General features: G+C 62.5%; 12 protein-coding genes. 5 read left to right on the forward strand and 7 right to left on the reverse strand.

Annotated elements, in window-relative coordinates; genetic code table 11:
• Nucleotides 1-16 precede the first annotated feature (16 nt).
• The 3 genes from nrdR to AAV94_RS02495 form a co-directional block, all read right to left on the reverse strand.
• Complete coding sequence (gene nrdR / locus AAV94_RS02485; protein WP_046740755.1) at nt 17-487, reverse strand: transcriptional regulator NrdR; 471 nt, start codon at nt 485-487, stop codon at nt 17-19.
• Nucleotides 488-606: 119 nt separating this feature from the next.
• Nucleotides 607-1,851: a serine hydroxymethyltransferase gene (gene glyA, locus AAV94_RS02490; RefSeq protein ID WP_046740756.1), complete on the reverse strand. Its 1,245-nt coding sequence runs from the start codon at nt 1,849-1,851 to the stop codon at nt 607-609.
• 320 nt (nt 1,852-2,171) lie between these two features.
• Nucleotides 2,172-3,023, reverse strand: a complete 852-nt coding sequence (locus AAV94_RS02495) for a transglycosylase SLT domain-containing protein (RefSeq protein WP_052754876.1) — start codon at nt 3,021-3,023, stop codon at nt 2,172-2,174.
• Between the two features lie 647 nt (nt 3,024-3,670).
• Here AAV94_RS02495 and xth point away from each other — a divergent pair.
• Nucleotides 3,671-4,468 carry an exodeoxyribonuclease III gene (gene xth / locus AAV94_RS02500; RefSeq protein ID WP_046740840.1) on the forward strand — a complete coding sequence of 266 codons (798 nt, stop codon included), beginning with the start codon at nt 3,671-3,673 and terminating at the stop codon, nt 4,466-4,468.
• 54 nt (nt 4,469-4,522) lie between these two features.
• Here xth and AAV94_RS02505 read toward each other — a convergent pair whose 3' ends face one another.
• Both AAV94_RS02505 and ettA read right to left on the reverse strand, forming a co-directional pair.
• Nucleotides 4,523-6,496, reverse strand: a complete 1,974-nt coding sequence (locus AAV94_RS02505; protein ID WP_046740757.1) for a DUF1631 family protein — start codon at nt 6,494-6,496, stop codon at nt 4,523-4,525.
• A gap of 155 nt (nt 6,497-6,651) precedes the next feature.
• A complete protein-coding gene (gene ettA, locus AAV94_RS02510) occupies nt 6,652-8,313 on the reverse strand; it encodes an energy-dependent translational throttle protein EttA (RefSeq protein WP_046740758.1) in 1,662 nt (553 codons plus the stop codon).
• Nucleotides 8,314-8,687: 374 nt separating this feature from the next.
• Between ettA and AAV94_RS02515 the strand changes: the two genes are divergently transcribed.
• On the forward strand, nt 8,688-10,541 hold the full coding sequence (locus AAV94_RS02515; RefSeq protein WP_046740841.1) for a DEAD/DEAH box helicase: 1,854 nt from the start codon (nt 8,688-8,690) through the stop codon (nt 10,539-10,541).
• A 117-nt stretch (nt 10,542-10,658) separates the two neighbouring features.
• Here the strand turns inward: AAV94_RS02515 and AAV94_RS02520 are convergent, their stop codons facing one another.
• Nucleotides 10,659-11,339 (reverse strand): lytic transglycosylase domain-containing protein, encoded by a 681-nt coding sequence (locus tag AAV94_RS02520; RefSeq protein ID WP_156167933.1) that lies wholly within the window; start codon nt 11,337-11,339, stop codon nt 10,659-10,661.
• Complete coding sequence (locus AAV94_RS02525) at nt 11,323-13,080, reverse strand: proline--tRNA ligase (protein WP_046740760.1); 1,758 nt, start codon at nt 13,078-13,080, stop codon at nt 11,323-11,325. The genes AAV94_RS02520 and AAV94_RS02525 overlap by 17 nt, the downstream gene beginning before the upstream one ends.
• Nucleotides 13,081-13,206: 126 nt before the next feature.
• Here AAV94_RS02525 and AAV94_RS02530 point away from each other — a divergent pair, with 126 nt between their 5' ends.
• From AAV94_RS02530 to AAV94_RS02540, 3 genes are read left to right on the forward strand one after another with little or no spacing between them, the layout of a single operon-like run.
• Nucleotides 13,207-13,899, forward strand: coding sequence for an RNA pyrophosphohydrolase (locus AAV94_RS02530; protein WP_046740761.1), 693 nt, complete (start codon nt 13,207-13,209; stop codon nt 13,897-13,899).
• A gap of 40 nt (nt 13,900-13,939) precedes the next feature.
• Entirely contained in the window at nt 13,940-14,770 is an 831-nt protein-coding gene (locus AAV94_RS02535) for an ABC transporter permease (RefSeq protein WP_046740762.1), read from the forward strand.
• 59 nt (nt 14,771-14,829) lie between these two features.
• Nucleotides 14,830-15,852 carry an MlaD family protein gene (locus AAV94_RS02540; RefSeq protein ID WP_084824692.1) on the forward strand — a complete coding sequence of 341 codons (1,023 nt, stop codon included), beginning with the start codon at nt 14,830-14,832 and terminating at the stop codon, nt 15,850-15,852.

A 15,852-nucleotide genomic window follows, 5' to 3' on the forward strand; every position in this document is an offset into this window, starting at 1 on the left:
ACGCGGACTGGTGCGGTCAGCCTCGCCCGTTGCCGTCCTTGCCGGCGGCCTGTTCGATCAGGCGCTTGAAGGCATCGAGATCGCCAACGCTGCGATAGACACTGCCATAACGGATGAAGGCGACCTGATCGAGCTGGCGTAGCTCGCGCATCACCGCTTCTCCAATGCGGCGCGACTCCACTTCGCGGGCTCCCGAGGCACGCAAATCGATGGCGATACGTGCCAGCGCATCATCCACGTCCTGCGTCTTGACCGGGCGCTTGCGCAACGCCACAGTAATGGATTCGCGCAACTTGCGCGCATCAAACTCGACCCGCCTGCCGTCACTTTTGACCACCATCGGCATCGCCAGCTCGGCACGCTCATAGGTCGTGAAGCGTCGCCCGCACCCCCCACACCGGCGCCTGCGCCGGATCGAAGTGTCATCGTCGGACAGGCGCGTCTCCACAACCTGGGAGGTTTCATGGCCGCAGAAGGGACATTTCATGGCAAAAAAATGCGCGTGCGCTGCAAATGGACGAAAAAACCGCGCCAACTGGCGCGGTCTTCACTGCGAATGCCACGGCATCATCAGACGTACGATGCATGCATGGCATAGCACGAAAATCAGCCGTAAACCGGGAAGGCGCTGGTGAGCTCATGCACCTTCTCGCGGATCTTGGCAAGATGGCCAGCGTCGTTGGGGTTGTCCAGCACATCGGCCACCAGATTGGCTGTACGGAATGCCTCTTCCTCCTTGAAGCCACGCGAGGTGATGGCGGGAGTACCGATACGAATCCCGCTCGTGACCATAGGCTTTTCCGGATCGTTCGGAATGGCATTCTTGTTGACCGTGATATTGGCCTCGCCCAGTGCGCGTTCGGCGTCCTTGCCGGTGATGTTCTTGGCGCGCAGGTCCACCAGCGCCAGGTGGCTCTGCGTGCGGCCGCTGACGATGCGCAGATCGCGCTCGGCCAGCACGTTCGCCATGATGTTGGCGTTGGTCAATACCTGCTGCTGGTACACCTTGAACGATGGCTGCAGGGCTTCCTGGAATGCCACCGCCTTGGCCGCGATGACATGCATTAGCGGGCCGCCCTGCAGCCCCGGGAACACGGCGCTGTTGATGGCCTTCTCATACTCTTTCTTGCACAGGATGATCCCGCCGCGCGGGCCGCGCAGGCTTTTGTGCGTGGTGGAGGTCACCACGTCCGCATGGGGCACCGGGTTGGGGTACAGGCCTGCGGCCACCAGCCCAGCGTAGTGCGCCATGTCGACCATGAAGATTGCATCCACTGCGCGCGCCACCTTGGCGAACCGTTCGAAGTCAATGCGCAGGCTATACGCCGACGCGCCGGCAATGATGAGCTTGGGCTTGTGCTCAAGCGCGAGGCGCTCCATCTCGTCATAGTCGATCTCCTCTTCCGCATTGAGGCCATAGGAGACGACGTTGAACCACTTGCCGCTCATGTTCAGCGGCATACCATGCGTGAGGTGACCGCCTTCGGCCAGGCTCAGGCCCATGATGGTGTCGCCCGGCTGCAAAAAGGCCAGGAACACCGCCTGGTTGGCCGATGCCCCGCAGTGCGGCTGCACGTTGGCCGCCTCGGCGCCAAACAGCTTCTTCACGCGGTTGATGGCCAGCTCCTCGACGATGTCGACGAACTCGCAGCCACCGTAGTAGCGCTTGCCAGGATAGCCCTCCGCATACTTGTTGGTCAGCTGCGTACCTTGCGCCCACATCACTGCCGGAGACGCGTAGTTTTCGCTGGCAATCAGCTCGATGTGGTCTTCCTGCCGCTGGTTTTCCTTCTCAATGGCTGCAAACAGCTCGGGGTCGACCTGGTCAACCAGCAAATCACGTTGAAACATGGTGTGAACTATCCTTGACAACAACAAAGGCTGCCATCGCGATGGCAGCCGCTTTTTGCATCACGCAGGCCCTGCCGGGGTGTCATCCCCAAGCTGCCTCTCTGACGCGATGCCGACCGAATGCACCTGCTGCACGCTCAGCCAAGCAGGACATTTTAACGAAGATAGGAGATGGCAGCCTCATTGGGCCGCTTGTGCTTGAGCATGTCGCGGCCACTGTGCGCAAAAGCACCCAATGATTTGTCTATACAACACGCTCTCCGACGAGGGCGAGACTAGGACATCCGTACACCGCAAGGGCCAACGCTGGCAGTGGGAATTCAGTGCACGTTGCGCGGGATAGCAGCCGCAGCCTGCAACTCCCCTTCCTGGGTCACGAGGCGCGCCACCGCGTTGGCGCCGTCCTGCGTCGCGCGCAGGCGCTCGCGCGCCGCATGTGCGACCAGAAACTCATCGGGCAGGACGTCCTTGGCGTTCTCGGCCGCCCGCTGGATGCGAGCATACTCAGCCAGCACCTTCTTGGCATAGCCGCCGTCGCTGGGCAGATTAGCCGCACCGACGTAGCACACCAAGCCGCGCTGGACGTCGCCAAAGCGCTCAATGCAGTCTTCCAGAATCAGGCTGCCAACCTGCATGTTGGTGGTCGGATCCAACGCCGCCAACGGCCCGCCGAAATGCGAGAACTTGTCGGCATGTACCCGCGTCATAACTTGCATCAGGCCTTGCGCCCCCACAGGGCTTTGCGCATAAGGATTAAAGCGCGACTCAATGGCCGCCACCGCAAGAATCAGCTTGGGGTCGAGCCCACGCTGCGCCCCCACGTCATAGGCCTGGGCAACCAGCGCACCCATGGGCTCTGCGGCAACTCGGTATTTGCGCCCAAGCCAGTAGGCCACCGCGGCCTGTTCAATGGGCAGGTCCAACAGATCGACCGCGCTGACGCGGTCGACCGCCTGCGGATCCACCTCCATCTCCAGCGCAGCAATCTTGCGTGAGTGCAACTGCTCATACAGCCACTGCTCGGCAGCGCTCACCATCCCCGGATAGGTCACTGCCACCATGGCAAACCCCACCACTACCACACCAATCATGACCAGCAACTGTGTGGCGGTGCGATGCACGCCAGCAGTCACAACCCGGACCACCTGACCGGCATACTTCATCAGGGACATATTCAGGACTCTCCAACATATGGCCTCACCAACTAGCCACAGGTCTATTCATGACGGGAAGCGATGTATCCCGAGCGGGCATACGCCACCCTCGAAAAGGCAACAACGTTGGTGAATGCAGCGCGCGTCGCCTTGACAGGGGTCAAACCGCGGCACGACGGACCGGCCTCCAGCAGGAGCACCGGTAATTCAATACAGGATCGACCGTGCCCATCCAATGAGACACGGACAGATGCGCCGACAGACATCTGCGATGGCGCTACGACCCGGAATCGCTGCAACTGAGCTTCCCGACATCGACCTGCATACAACAGCAGGGCCGGATACACCAGCCCTCGGATGGACGCAATTCTGGCCCCCCGCCGTCTGACGTCAACAGCGTGTGTGCGCAGAAATGTAATAAAAAGTACGAATGGCTTCCACATCAGCGAGTTTTAATTTTTCGTAACCCAAGCCACTCCAACGACTTCCATCACGTTCTTGCGTGATTTTCACGGTGTTACATTTTGGGAGGCGACATCATGTGCGTGGATGAAAACCCACAACGGCCCGAGCGTGCCGGAGCGGTGTAAACCCCTTTTCCGTCGTGTCCGCTGGCTATACTGCAGGCCACCACATCATCGATTGACCGTCCTTGCCCCATGCCATTGACCCTTGCCAGCTGGAATGTGAACTCACTCAACGTCCGTCTACAGCAGGTGCAGCGATGGCTGGAAGAGGTGCCGGTAGATGTGCTGGGCATGCAGGAGCTGAAGTTGGTCGACGAGCGCTTTCCGCACGAGGCATTCCGCAGCCTGAACTATTACTGTGCCAGCCATGGCCAGGCGACCTACAACGGCGTGGCCATTGCCGCCAAAATGCCGCTTGAGGAGGTCGTGCGCAACATTCCGGGCTTTGACGATCCGCAGGCGCGCGTCATTGCCGCGACCATTCCGACTGCGTTGGGGCCGGTGCGCGTGGTCAACGCCTATTTCGTCAACGGCCAGGCGCCGGGCAGCGACAAGTTTGCCTACAAGCTGCAGTGGCTTGCACAGCTGCAAAGCTACGTGGCAGCGCAATTGCGGCAGTATCCGCAGCTGGTATTGATGGGCGATTTCAACATCACCGCCAGTGATGCCGACTCCTGGGATCCGGAAGGGCTGCGCGGCACGATCCATCACACACCCGAGGAACGCGCCGCCTTCCAGGCGCTGCTCGAACTGGGCCTGACCGATGCATTTCGTGCTTTCGAGCAGCCGCCCAAGACCTTCTCATGGTGGGACTACCGCATGTTGGGTTTTCAGAAAAACCGTGGCCTGCGTATCGACTACGTACTCATCAGCGAGGCATTGCGCCCGCACCTGCGCCGCGCCTGGATTGATCGTGCGCCGCGCAAGTGGCAAAAGCCCAGTGACCATGCGCCGGTCCTGGTCGAGCTTGCGCTGCCCGCAGACCCGGCGGACTGAAAGTCCTGCATGGCGTGTTGATGATCTTGTGGTGCGCATTGTGACGCCATCGCGTCATTCGACGCATTTCAGTTGCGCGTTGTTAACGAGCTGCTGCACGCGCCGAAGCGTCAACGTCTGGTTCTGACCATCGCTGGATGTGAACATGAACATGGATTTGTCCGGGCTGGCCCAGGACAGCTGGGTTCGCTGCGGCATGTCGGCGCCACCCAGCAGGTACCAGCGCCCGACCTCCAGCTTCGGCAAGGCATCGCCTGTGTATCGCTGCACCCCACCCTGCCGGCCTTCCGGCACCGTCACATCGACCGTGAGATGCGGCACTTGCAGCGGTGCCGGCTGATGCCCTGCGTCCAACGAGGATGCAGCCTGTACACCGTCAGTGCCGCCGCGCCCATCGGCCATTGCCTGCTGCAGCGCCTGGCGGTGCAATTCCTTGAGTTTGCTCACCGCAGACTCTACCTTCCCACGCGGGATGCCTGCCTCCGCCAGTCCCTTTGCAATCACGCCATGCATCGCCTTGATGGCTCGCAACCGCTGCGCATCCTGCCCGAGGCTGCCAGCCTGCACGCTGAGCAGCAACAACGGTACGAGCTGCAGATAGCCCTGTGGATCCTCCGCAATCAGCGCATCCACCGAGTTAAAGGCGTGTTCCGTGGCATGCGCATGCCGCAGCAGCGACCTCGCGACCACCCTTGCCCAGGGGCCCGCCACAAACGTCTGCACCCGCGGATGGGCAGCCGCATAGGCAGGTTCCGCATGAATATGCGCCGTGACGGCCGCCAGCAGGTCTGCCGGCGCGATCGTGTCACGCGCCCTGACTGGGGAGGGTGAAAACGACGCATACGCGGTACGCAGCAGGGTCAGCCCCTGCTCGAAAGGTCGCACATCCGCTGCGTCGCCACCTGCCACATCGCGCACCACCTGCCTGATTCCCGCTATCAAGGCCTGGGCCTGTGGCGCAGGCAGGGTCTGGGCCCGCGTCGCACAGTCAACCAGTGCCGCGAGAAACTGACGAGCAGGATGCGCCGCCTGCCGCAGGAATGCCGGATCACTTTGCACCAGCTGACGCAATGCTGGCTGCATCAGGGCCAACACTTCTTTGAGCGGCGAGGCCTTTTCGACGACCTTGGCTGTCCGCACCAGCAGCGTCTGCAGACTGATGGTTTCCGTCGCAGGCGGCAGGGCTAGCGCCCGAGCCGCGGCAGGTGCGCCGGCATGTTGCGCAACATCGGCACCAGGTTCGGCAATGCGATAGCCCGGCGCATCGGCTCCCAACGCCACCAACAATGCATCACGGGTGAGAATCTGCTCGGCCTGTACGCCCGCCTCGGCGCCCAGCAATGCCATATGGCCGAATCCGGTGGTCAATCCACCAAAGCCGGTCTGACGCTTGGGGACAGCAGCAACGCCCGCCTCCGACAATTGCTGCACGATGAATCCATAGCTGCGCACCAGCGCCGGGGCCAATGCCGCCGCAAACGTCTTGAGAAACAACACATTGACGACCTCTGCCACACCGGTCGCCGACTGGTACACGAGCTGCTGCGCAGCCAGCAAATAGTTATCAGGCCGCAGGGGATTGCGGCTGCGCCTGCTGTACGCATACCCGCGCGCTCCGCTGATCAGGCCATCAAGCTGCGCCAGCGGCCTTTCCACCGCGGCCTCCAGCGTACGGCATGCATGCATGATTTCCGACTTGGCCTGGATCGACAGCTCCTCACTATAGCCAAAATCGCCAAGTCCGGAAGCCAGTCCGTCATCCTGCGTGCAGGGATCAAAAGCCACCATCTCCGCAAAGGCCTCAAGCAAATAGGCGGGGTAGCGACGCACCCAGTCATCATGGTGCTGGTCAAGCATCCGCAGCGCCTGCTGCGCGGGTGTCGCCTCGGCTGCGACTGCCACATCCTGGCGCTGCGCCAGTCGCACGCCGGTATCGCGCAGGGCGCGACGCGCCAGCGCACCACCTTCGCGCAGCGCCGCCACCACCGCCTGCTGGAAGTGCTGCCAATTGCTGTCCGCATCATCCATCCCTGCTCCTCCTGCGCCAGACGTGCTCGGGCATGCCTGACGAACACGACGCGCGTCACAGCAAAGCGTTGCACGTCGCCTGCTTTGGCGCTCTCTCTCTCGCCTCGGCAGAATGACTTGATGCCCGCCCGGCCAGTGTGCTGGCCGTGGACAGGTTACTTCAAGGCCTTGAAACGCATACGTTTCGGCTGCGCCGCCTCCTCTCCCAGGCGCTTGCGCTTGTCGGCCTCATATTCTTGATAGTTGCCGTCAAAGAACACCCACTGGCTGTCGCCTTCCGCCGCCAGAATGTGGGTGGCGATGCGGTCCAGGAACCAACGGTCATGGCTGATCACCAGCACCGTGCCGGCGTATTCCAGCAAGGCATCTTCCAGCGCTCGAAGCGTCTCGACGTCCAGATCGTTGGACGGCTCATCGAGCAGCAGCACATTACCCCCCTGGAGCAAGGTCTTGGCCAAGTGTAACCGCCCACGCTCACCGCCCGAGAGGTTGCCCACCTTCTTCTGCTGGTCGGAGCCGTTGAAGTTGAACCGTCCCGCGTAGGCGCGGCTGGCCATCTGGAACTTGCCGACAGTGATGATGTCCAGTCCGCCGGAAATGTCCTCCCAGACGGTCTTGTCGTTGTCCAGCGTGTCACGGCTCTGGTCGACATAGGCGAGCTTGACGGTCGAGCCGATAACGACCTCGCCGGAATCGGGCTGTTCCCGGCCTGCGATCAGCTTGAACAGCGTCGACTTGCCCGCACCGTTGGGCCCGATGATGCCGACAATCGCTCCGGCCGGGACATTGAAGCTCAGGTTGTCGATCAGCAGGCGGTCGTTGAACGACTTGCTGACGTTCTTGAATTCGATCACCTGCGTGCCCAGCCGCTCGGCCACGGGAATGAAGATCTCCTGCGTCTCGTTGCGGCGCTGGTATTCGTAGTCGGACAGCTCCTCAAAGCGCGCGATGCGGGCCTTGCTCTTGGCCTGGCGCCCCTTGGCATTCTGGCGCACCCAGTCCAGCTCCTTCTTCAGGGCCTTGGCGCGAGCTTCCTCGCCCTTTTGCTCGGCCTCCAGCCGCGCCTGTTTCTGCAACAGCCATTCACTGTAGTTCCCCTTGTAGGGAATGCCATGCCCACGATCGAGCTCCAGAATCCACTCGGCGGCATTGTCCAGAAAGTAGCGGTCGTGGGTGATGGCCACCACCGTGCCGGGGTAGCGCTGCAGGAACTGCTCCAGCCAGTCAACGCTCTCGGCATCCAAGTGGTTGGTCGGCTCATCCAGCAGCAGCATGTCCGGCTTGGACAGCAGCAGCCGGCACAGCGCCACGCGCCGCTTCTCTCCGCCAGAGAGGTTGCCGATCTTCGCATCCCAGGGCGGCAGGCGCAGCGCGTCAGCGGCAATTTCCAGCTGATGCTCGGAATCGGTGCCGGCTGTGGCAATGATGGCCTCCAGCCGCGCCTGCTCGGCCGCGAGCGCATCGAAGTCTGCATCGGGTTCGGCGTAGGCGGCATACACCTTGTCCAGCGCCTCGCGCGCAGCGAACACCTCCCCCATCGCCTCCTCGACACTCTCGCGCACCGTGTGCTCCGGGTTGAGCTCTGGCTCCTGAGGCAGGTAACCGATCTTGAGGCCTGGCATGGCAATGGCCTCACCCTCGATTTCCTTGTCGATACCCGCCATGATCTTGAGCAGGCTGGACTTGCCGGAACCGTTAAGACCCAGCACGCCAATCTTGGCGCCGGGGAAAAAGCTCAGCGAGATATCCTTGAGAATCTGCCGCTTGGGAGGAACCGTCTTACTGACGCGGTTCATCGAATACACATACTGAGCCATTGATTACCCTAGACCTCTCGATTAAAAAAATAGTGGGCAAGCGCCTTCTTCGCGCAGTTCCCGTTCGACAACAAGGACATGTTCGCAGCCAGCTGCCGCTGCAACACGAGAAAGCGTTCCTGCCGCTGCCGCCGTGAAAAACGTCACCGCAACGCCACAGGAAGAAAGATTACGCACGCGCGGGCAAACTTATGCGAAAATGCACTCAGTTTCGGTTTTCAGTCAACCGGAATCTGAGATTTCGTAGCGTTGCAACCGGCGTCAGCGCCGCACAATTCTAATCAACAACGCTTACCGCCCGGCACTGAACGGCCATTGCAACCGCCGTGGGCAGAAACTTTGAAATCGGCACCACCCGGTGCGCACATACCATCGTGACATTTGAATCCCTGAACCTGTCGGCCGACATCGTGGCGGCCGTCACAGAGCTGGGCTACACACAGCCCACCCCCATCCAGCAACAGTCCATTCCCTTTATCCTGCAAGGGCATGACCTGCTGGCTGGCGCGCAGACCGGAACCGGCAAGACCGCCGCGTTTGCGCTGCCCCTGCTGCAGCGCCTGAGCGAGCAGCACGCCGAGGGGCCTCGCCACATCCGCGCACTGATTCTCACGCCTACGCGTGAGCTGGCCGCGCAGATCGACGAGAACATCCGCGCCTACGCAAAGAACATCTCCGTGCAGTCCACCGTCATCTTTGGCGGTGTCGGCATGAACCCGCAGATCAACCGCATCGCCAAGGGCGTGGACATTCTGGTGGCCACGCCGGGACGCCTGTTGGACCTGCATGGACAGGGCCACGTGGACCTGAGCCATGTGGAGTACCTGGTGCTCGACGAAGCCGACCGCATGCTCGACATGGGCTTTATCCATGACGTGCGCAAGGTGCTGGCCGTGCTGCCCGAGGAAAAGCAGTCACTGCTGTTTTCCGCAACCTTCAGCGACGAGATCAAGCAGCTGGCCAACGGCCTGCTGAAAAATCCCCAGCACATCCAGGTCACACCGCCCAATACCACCGTCCAGCGCATCAGCCAGGTGATCTGCCCGGTTGGCCGCCAGCAGAAGAAGGCGGCATTGCTGCACATCATCACCTCACGCAACTGGAACCAGGTGCTGGTGTTCACCCGCACCAAGTTCGGTGCCAACCATGTTGCCGAGTTCCTCAACAAGAACGGCGTATCGGCGATGGCGCTGCATGGCAACAAGAGCCAATCGGCACGCACCCAGGCGCTGTCGCGCTTCAAGTCCGGCGATCTGCGCGTGCTGGTGGCCACCGACATCGCCGCACGTGGCATCGACATCGACGAGCTGCCACATGTCGTCAACTATGAAATCCCCAATGTCCCGGAGGACTACGTGCACCGCATTGGCCGCACGGGTCGAGCCGGCAACGAGGGCCATGCCGTGAACCTCGTCTGCCTGGACGAGGAAGGCTTCATGATGGAGATCGAACGCTTCACCAAGCAGGAAATCCCGGTGGAGCTCATGCCCGAGTTCGGCCCCGCCGAGGGCGAGGTCGCCGAGCCCATCGCCATGGGTCGCCAGACCTTGTGGGGCGGCGCAGGCAAGCCGCCCAGCCGTGAAGTCATGGCGGCGGCGGCCAAGGCGGCACGCCGGGAGATGATGGAGCGCGTCAACGCCAAGAAGGGCCCCAAGCCCGGCCATCGTGGACGCCCTGCTGCCGAACAAACGGATGATGGCGAGAGCGAGACTGACCAGCGCCCCATGGACGCCTCGGCGGAAGGCCATGCGGACGCCGGCAAGCCGTTCAAGCGTCGCAACCGGTTCCGCGCTGGCCGCGGCGCACGCCCGCCCCGTGCGGACAATCCGGCGCAGACCGATGGACCGCAGGCGCGTGATGGCCAGCGCGCCAAGCCGCAAGGTGCACGCAGCGGTGGTACTGGCAAGCCGCAGAATCGTCAGGCAGGCGGGCGCGGCAAACATGGCGGCAGCGGTGATGGCGAGGCCTCCCGCAGCCGGGATCCGATCTTACGCGCCGACGCACATCTTGTGACGCAGACCGGCATTTCGCTGGCGCCTGCAGTCCGTGGCGATGGTGGTCGCCAGCCCGACCCGATGCGCACCTCGGTCGACAGCATGGCACAGCGCAAGCGCAACAGCTATAGCGGCAATCGCTCGGGCGGTGGCAACCGCGGCGGCAAGGGCGCAGGCATTTCCCCGCTGCAGCATAGTGGCCTGGCATTAAGCGGTGGCCGCCGCAGGCCCTGACCACATTCCGCTGAACATGTCCATGCTTGCTGCATTGGACAGACGTTGCGCGCAGCCAGGACCGCAGAGGCCGAGATGGCGCCGCAGCAGCGGCGCTGCGCCTAGCGGCAGGCCATTTCAGGCCGTCGCGTCGCTTGCCACTTCGGCTTCAGGCGGTCCAGGGTCTTCATACACCCAATGCCGCCGCGCAGCGAAAACCGCGTTCGGATAGGTTGCCCGGCCACGGCTGCCGTTATAGCGGCCCAGCGCCATGAAAAGATCCCCCTTTTCGATGTCCAGGTAGTGGCGCAGGATGACGTTGCCATAGCGCAGGTTGGTCTGCATGTGGAACAGCTTGGCCGGATCGCCATCGCCGATGACGCGCGTCCAAAATGGCATGACCTGCATGTAGCCACGCGCGCCCGCTGAAGAGATCGCGTGCCGCCTGAAACCGCTTTCAACCTGAATCAACCCCAACACCAGTGCCGTATCCAGACCGGCACGGCGGCTCTCGTACCAGACGGTTTGCAGAAACTCACGCCGCTCCTGCAGGTTGGGAATGCGCCGTGCCAGCTTGTGACTGGTAGCCATCAGCCAACGCAGATAGGCCATGCGCGAGGCGGTATCCGTAAAGACCGGTTCTGGAGGCTGCGCATTGGCAATGGCCGATTGCAGCGCCAGCCGCACGGCGTCGGCCAGCGGCTCCTCCAGCTGCTGGGCATGTGCCGCCGTACCGAGTCCGGCAGCGCCCAACGCAGCCAAGCCAGCCAGAAGTGCGCGCCGGCGACTGTGATTCAGCCGATCACGGAACAAGCCCATAGACATTCTGCTCGGCCAGGTAGCTGACCAGCTGGTCGACCGCCACCTTGGTGGGCTCGGTCTGCCTGCGATGCTGGTACTCCACCTGCCCTTCCTTGAGGCCACGCTCGGAAATCACCACGCGATGCGGCACGCCGATGAGCTCCCAGTCGGCAAACATGGCGCCCGGGCGTTCGCCACGGTCATCCAGGATGACGTCGACCCCCTTGGCGGCCAGCTCGTCGTGCAATTGCATGGCCTTGGCACGCACCGCATCGCTGCGATCAAGCCCGATCGGGCAAATTACCAGCGTAAATGGCGCAATTGCATCGGGCCAGATGATGCCGCGTTCATCATGATTTTGCTCAATGGCAGCGGCAGGAAGGCGTGTGACGCCGATGCCATAGCATCCCATCTCGAACCAGGTCGGCTTGCCGTTCTCGTCCAGGAAGGTGGCGTTCATTGCCTTGCTGTACTTGGTGCCGAGATAGAAAACGTGGCCAAGCTCAATGCCGCGCTCGATGGCCAGCACGCCCTTGCCGTCCGGCGAGAGGTCGCCTGCGACGACATTGCGGATGTCAGCCACCAGCGCGGGCTCCGGCAGATCGCGGCCCCAGTTGACGCCAGTGTAGTGAAAGTCCTCGGCGTTAGCCCCGCAGATGAAGTCCGCCATGACCGCCACTTCGCGATCAGCCACGACCTTGACATCCGCACGCACGCCAATCGGGCCCAAATATCCGGGCTTGCTGCCAAAGGCCGCCACGATCTCGCCTTCGCTGGCAAAGCGAAAGCCATTTTCCATGCCGGGCAGCTTGCCGACCTTGACTTCGTTCATCGCGTGATCGCCGCGCAGCAGCAGCAGCCACAGCTGGGTGGCCACCACCACGCCCTGCGCATCAAGCTCCTCGGTGGCCAGCACGATGGATTTCACGGTGGAGGTCAAGGGCACTTGCAGCAGCTGGGCTACGTCCTCACAGGTGCTTTTCCCTGGCGTCGGCGTCTTGACAAGCGGCTGCGTCGGTGCAGGCCGTGGTGCTCGCGGCGCAAGGGCCTCGGCCTTCTCAATGTTGGCCGCATAGTCGCTGTCCGGACAGTAGATGATGGCGTCCTCGCCCGTGGCGGCAATGACCTGGAATTCCTCGCTCAGATCCCCCCCGATGGCTCCGCTGTCAGCGGCCACCGCACGGTATCGCAGGCCGAAACGATCGAAGATCGCGCGGTAGGCCTGGCGCATCGTCTGGTAGCTCGCCTGGGCGCCCGCAACATCCTTGTCGAAGCTGTAGGCATCCTTCATGATGAACTCGCGCCCGCGCATCAGGCCAAAGCGCGGGCGACGCTCATCACGGAACTTGGTCTGGATCTGGTAGAAGTTGACCGGCAACTGCTTATAACTGCGCAGTTCGCTGCGTGCGATGTCGGTGACGACCTCCTCGCTGGTGGGCTGCACGACGAAGTCGCGCCCATGCCGGTCCTGCAGGCGCAACAGCTCCGGGCCCATGCCGGCAAAACGGCCTGTCTCCTGCCAGAACTCGGCAGGCTGAATCATCGGCATGGTCAGCTCGATGGCGCCAGCGCGGTTCATCTCCTCACGGATGATCGCCTCGACCTTGTGCAGCACGCGCAGTCCCATCGGCATGTAGGTATAGATGCCCGCACTGACGCGGCGGATCAGCCCGGCACGCATCATCAGCTTGTGGCTGACGACTTCGGCGTCGGCGGGAGCTTCCTTGTAAGTCGAGATAAAGAATTGCGAGGCTTTCATGGCAGCACCAATGGCACGCAAGTGCGCGCCAGAACAAGGGTTTCGGGGAATTTCCAGGGAAAGCGCCCATTGGCCCAACCGGCGGTTGGCGGCATAATAGGGGCAGTTTGAAATAAGGGTGCAATTATGCTTGACAGGGAAGGTTTCAGGCCCAATGTCGGCATCATATTGCTCAACCAGCGCAATCAGGTTTTCTGGGGCAAGCGGATCAGGTCACACAGCTGGCAGTTCCCGCAAGGCGGTATTGATCGCGGCGAAAAGCCCGAGCAGGCCATGTACCGCGAGCTGCATGAGGAAGTCGGCCTGCAACCGCATCATGTTCGCATCGTTGCCCGTACCCGCGACTGGTTGCGCTATGAGGTGCCGGACCGCTTCATCCGCCGGGATGCGCGCGGTCATTACCGTGGGCAAAAGCAGATTTGGTACTTGCTGCAGCTGCTGGGCAATGACTGGGATTTGAATCTGCGCGCTACCGATCACCCCGAGTTCGATGCCTGGCGCTGGAATGACTACTGGGTGCCACTTGAGGTGGTGGTCGAGTTCAAGCGCGGTGTCTACGAATCCGCATTGACGGAGCTGGCGCGCTATCTGCCCAAAGGCGAGTCGCGCAATCGTTACCTGCGTGCCGGTGCGCGCAGCGCCAGCAATCGGGCAGCTGGCAGCAATGGCGGTGCGCCTGCTTATGGTGCCGAACGCGGCACTGGCGCGCCGCGCAGCGGCGCCTCACGCCTGTCCAGCTTGCTGGTATCTGCCAGCGCGCCGCTGCCGCCCGGCGCGAGCTTTGATCCGGATCCGTCCGCGCCGCGACGCCATGGTTGATCCCGCAACAGGCAGCGCTCACGGCATGGAAGACGCCTGAATGAGCGCCCGCCCGCCCGCCCTCCCCGCGCCGGAGGCACCGCCGGCTGCGCTGCGCACGGCGCTGACCTGGTATCACCACGTGCACGAGTGGTGGTTGCTGTGGTGGAACATGCTGTACCTAGGATGTGCATTGCTCATCCTGGCATGCTCGCCGCACAGCCACCTGCCGCGCACATGGCTGGCCGTTGCGTCCCACGTGTATGTGCGCCTGCGGTGGTCGCTGCTCGCATTTGTCCTCATCGCCGCCATCGTCGGCGCGGTGCTGACGCAAATTGTGCTGCAGGCGCTGGCTGGGTTCAGCCTGGCGCATTGGGCGCCCAGCTTGCTGATACGCATCTTGCTGGCAGAGATCGTGCCATTTGCTGCGGCCATTACCGTTACGATCCGGCTGACCATTCCCCTGGGCAACGAGCTTGCGGCATTGCGTCGCGAGCACCATTTCTCTCGGCTTGCGCGCGCCAACGTGGATGCGTTGCAGGTCGAGGTGCTGCCGCGCCTGCTGATGGGCCTGTATGGCGCCATCATGTTCTGCGTGCTTGCAGGCGCTGCCGTGCTAGCCATGATTTACGTCGGCATATACGGTTACACGACAGCCGGCATCACGGTGTTCACACACGCCTTCGGGCAGACCATGACACCGTTTTTCGCCTCCGTGCTGCTGGCCAAGGCCATCGCATTCAGCTACGTCATCGCGCTTGCACCGCTGACGACAGCGTTCATCCATCCTCGGTACGGGCTGCGACGCGACTCTGAACTGGCGACGCTGGCGCGAGTGTTGACGCTGCTGACGTTAATGGAAGTGTTATCCTTGGTCGCGAACTACTACTGACACGGCCAGCCACGTGCGCCCTGCTTTGCAGGCATGTGGCTTTCTCCTCTATCCGATCCATGCGTCAAGAACCTGCCGATCACAGCGCTGCAGCGGAGCGTGCGGCGGCAGCCTCTTCCTCGCTGGGCATTGGCGACCTGCCGCCGTCGCGCCTGCTGCACGTCAAGGCCATGGCGCTGATGCTGCTGACGGTCGTATTGACCATTGGTGCGGTGCTGTATGTGTTCTACGCACGTGGTGCCTTTGAGGACAAGCAGGAACTGGTGCTGATTGCCGAAGACTCCGAAGGCATCGCCATCGGCATGGATCTGACCTTCTCGGGCTTTCCCATCGGGAGCGTACGGCGCATCGAGCTGGCAGACGATGGCTCCGTGCGCATTCACGTTGACCTGCTCGCTAGGCAGGCGCACCGGCTGCGCGAGTCCAGCATTTTCACCATGGTGCGCAATATCCTCGGTGCCACCAGCCTGAAGGCCTACACCAGCGAATGGGATGACCCGCCGCTGCCCGACGGTGCCGAACGCGTCGTGCTGTTCGGCGACGCGTCCGCAGAGATCCCGCAGCTGATGGCATCGGCGCGCAGCCTGCTCAACAACCTCACAGATTTGACCTCGGGCAGCTCGGATCTGGCTCAGTCGCTGCAGCAGCTCAATGCGTTGGGCAGCCGCCTCGGCGAGGCCGCAACCGACGGTGGCGCACTCAGGCTGCTGCTTGGCGAAGGCCCCGAACTGGCCGCGGTCCAGTCCGCCCTGCGTAGGACGGATACCTTGCTGCGCACGCTCAACACCCTTGCGCGCAATGCCGACCATCAGGTGTTCAGCCAGAGCGGACTGATGGGCGACGCACAGGCCTCCTTGCGTGCGCTCACGCAGCTGTTGCACGATACGCGCCAGAGCCTGCAGCAGGTCGATGCAATCCTGCGCGATGCGAAGACAATCAGTGGCAATGTGAGTGAATCCACGCAAGATCTCGCACAGCTGCGCACTACGGTAGAGCGTAATCTGCGCCAGCTCGACACCATCATGGACCAGCTGCAAAACACTTGGCCCTTCACCCAAGATCACCGCCTGACACTGCCGTGA

The organism is Lampropedia cohaerens (genome assembly GCF_001005215.1).
Lineage (GTDB): Bacteria > Pseudomonadota > Gammaproteobacteria > Burkholderiales > Burkholderiaceae_C > Lampropedia > Lampropedia cohaerens.

Bases quoted from the DNA above. Each gene is read 5' to 3' on its own strand.
- nrdR (WP_046740755.1), bottom strand. From the start codon at position 487: ATGAAATGTCCCTTCTGCGGCCATGAAACCTCCCAGGTTGTGGAGACG.
- glyA (WP_046740756.1), bottom strand. From the start codon at position 1,851: ATGTTTCAACGTGATTTGCTGGTTGACCAGGTCGACCCCGAGCTGTTT.
- AAV94_RS02495 (WP_052754876.1), bottom strand. From the start codon at position 3,023: ATGTCCCTGATGAAGTATGCCGGTCAGGTGGTCCGGGTTGTGACTGCT.
- AAV94_RS02505 (WP_046740757.1), bottom strand. From the start codon at position 6,496: ATGGATGATGCGGACAGCAATTGGCAGCACTTCCAGCAGGCGGTGGTG.
- ettA (WP_046740758.1), bottom strand. From the start codon at position 8,313: ATGGCTCAGTATGTGTATTCGATGAACCGCGTCAGTAAGACGGTTCCT.
- AAV94_RS02520 (WP_156167933.1), bottom strand. From the start codon at position 11,339: ATGGGCTTGTTCCGTGATCGGCTGAATCACAGTCGCCGGCGCGCACTT.
- AAV94_RS02525 (WP_046740760.1), bottom strand. From the start codon at position 13,080: ATGAAAGCCTCGCAATTCTTTATCTCGACTTACAAGGAAGCTCCCGCC.
- AAV94_RS02530 (WP_046740761.1), top strand. From the start codon at position 13,207: ATGCTTGACAGGGAAGGTTTCAGGCCCAATGTCGGCATCATATTGCTC.
- AAV94_RS02535 (WP_046740762.1), top strand. From the start codon at position 13,940: ATGAGCGCCCGCCCGCCCGCCCTCCCCGCGCCGGAGGCACCGCCGGCT.
- AAV94_RS02540 (WP_084824692.1), top strand. From the start codon at position 14,830: ATGCGTCAAGAACCTGCCGATCACAGCGCTGCAGCGGAGCGTGCGGCG.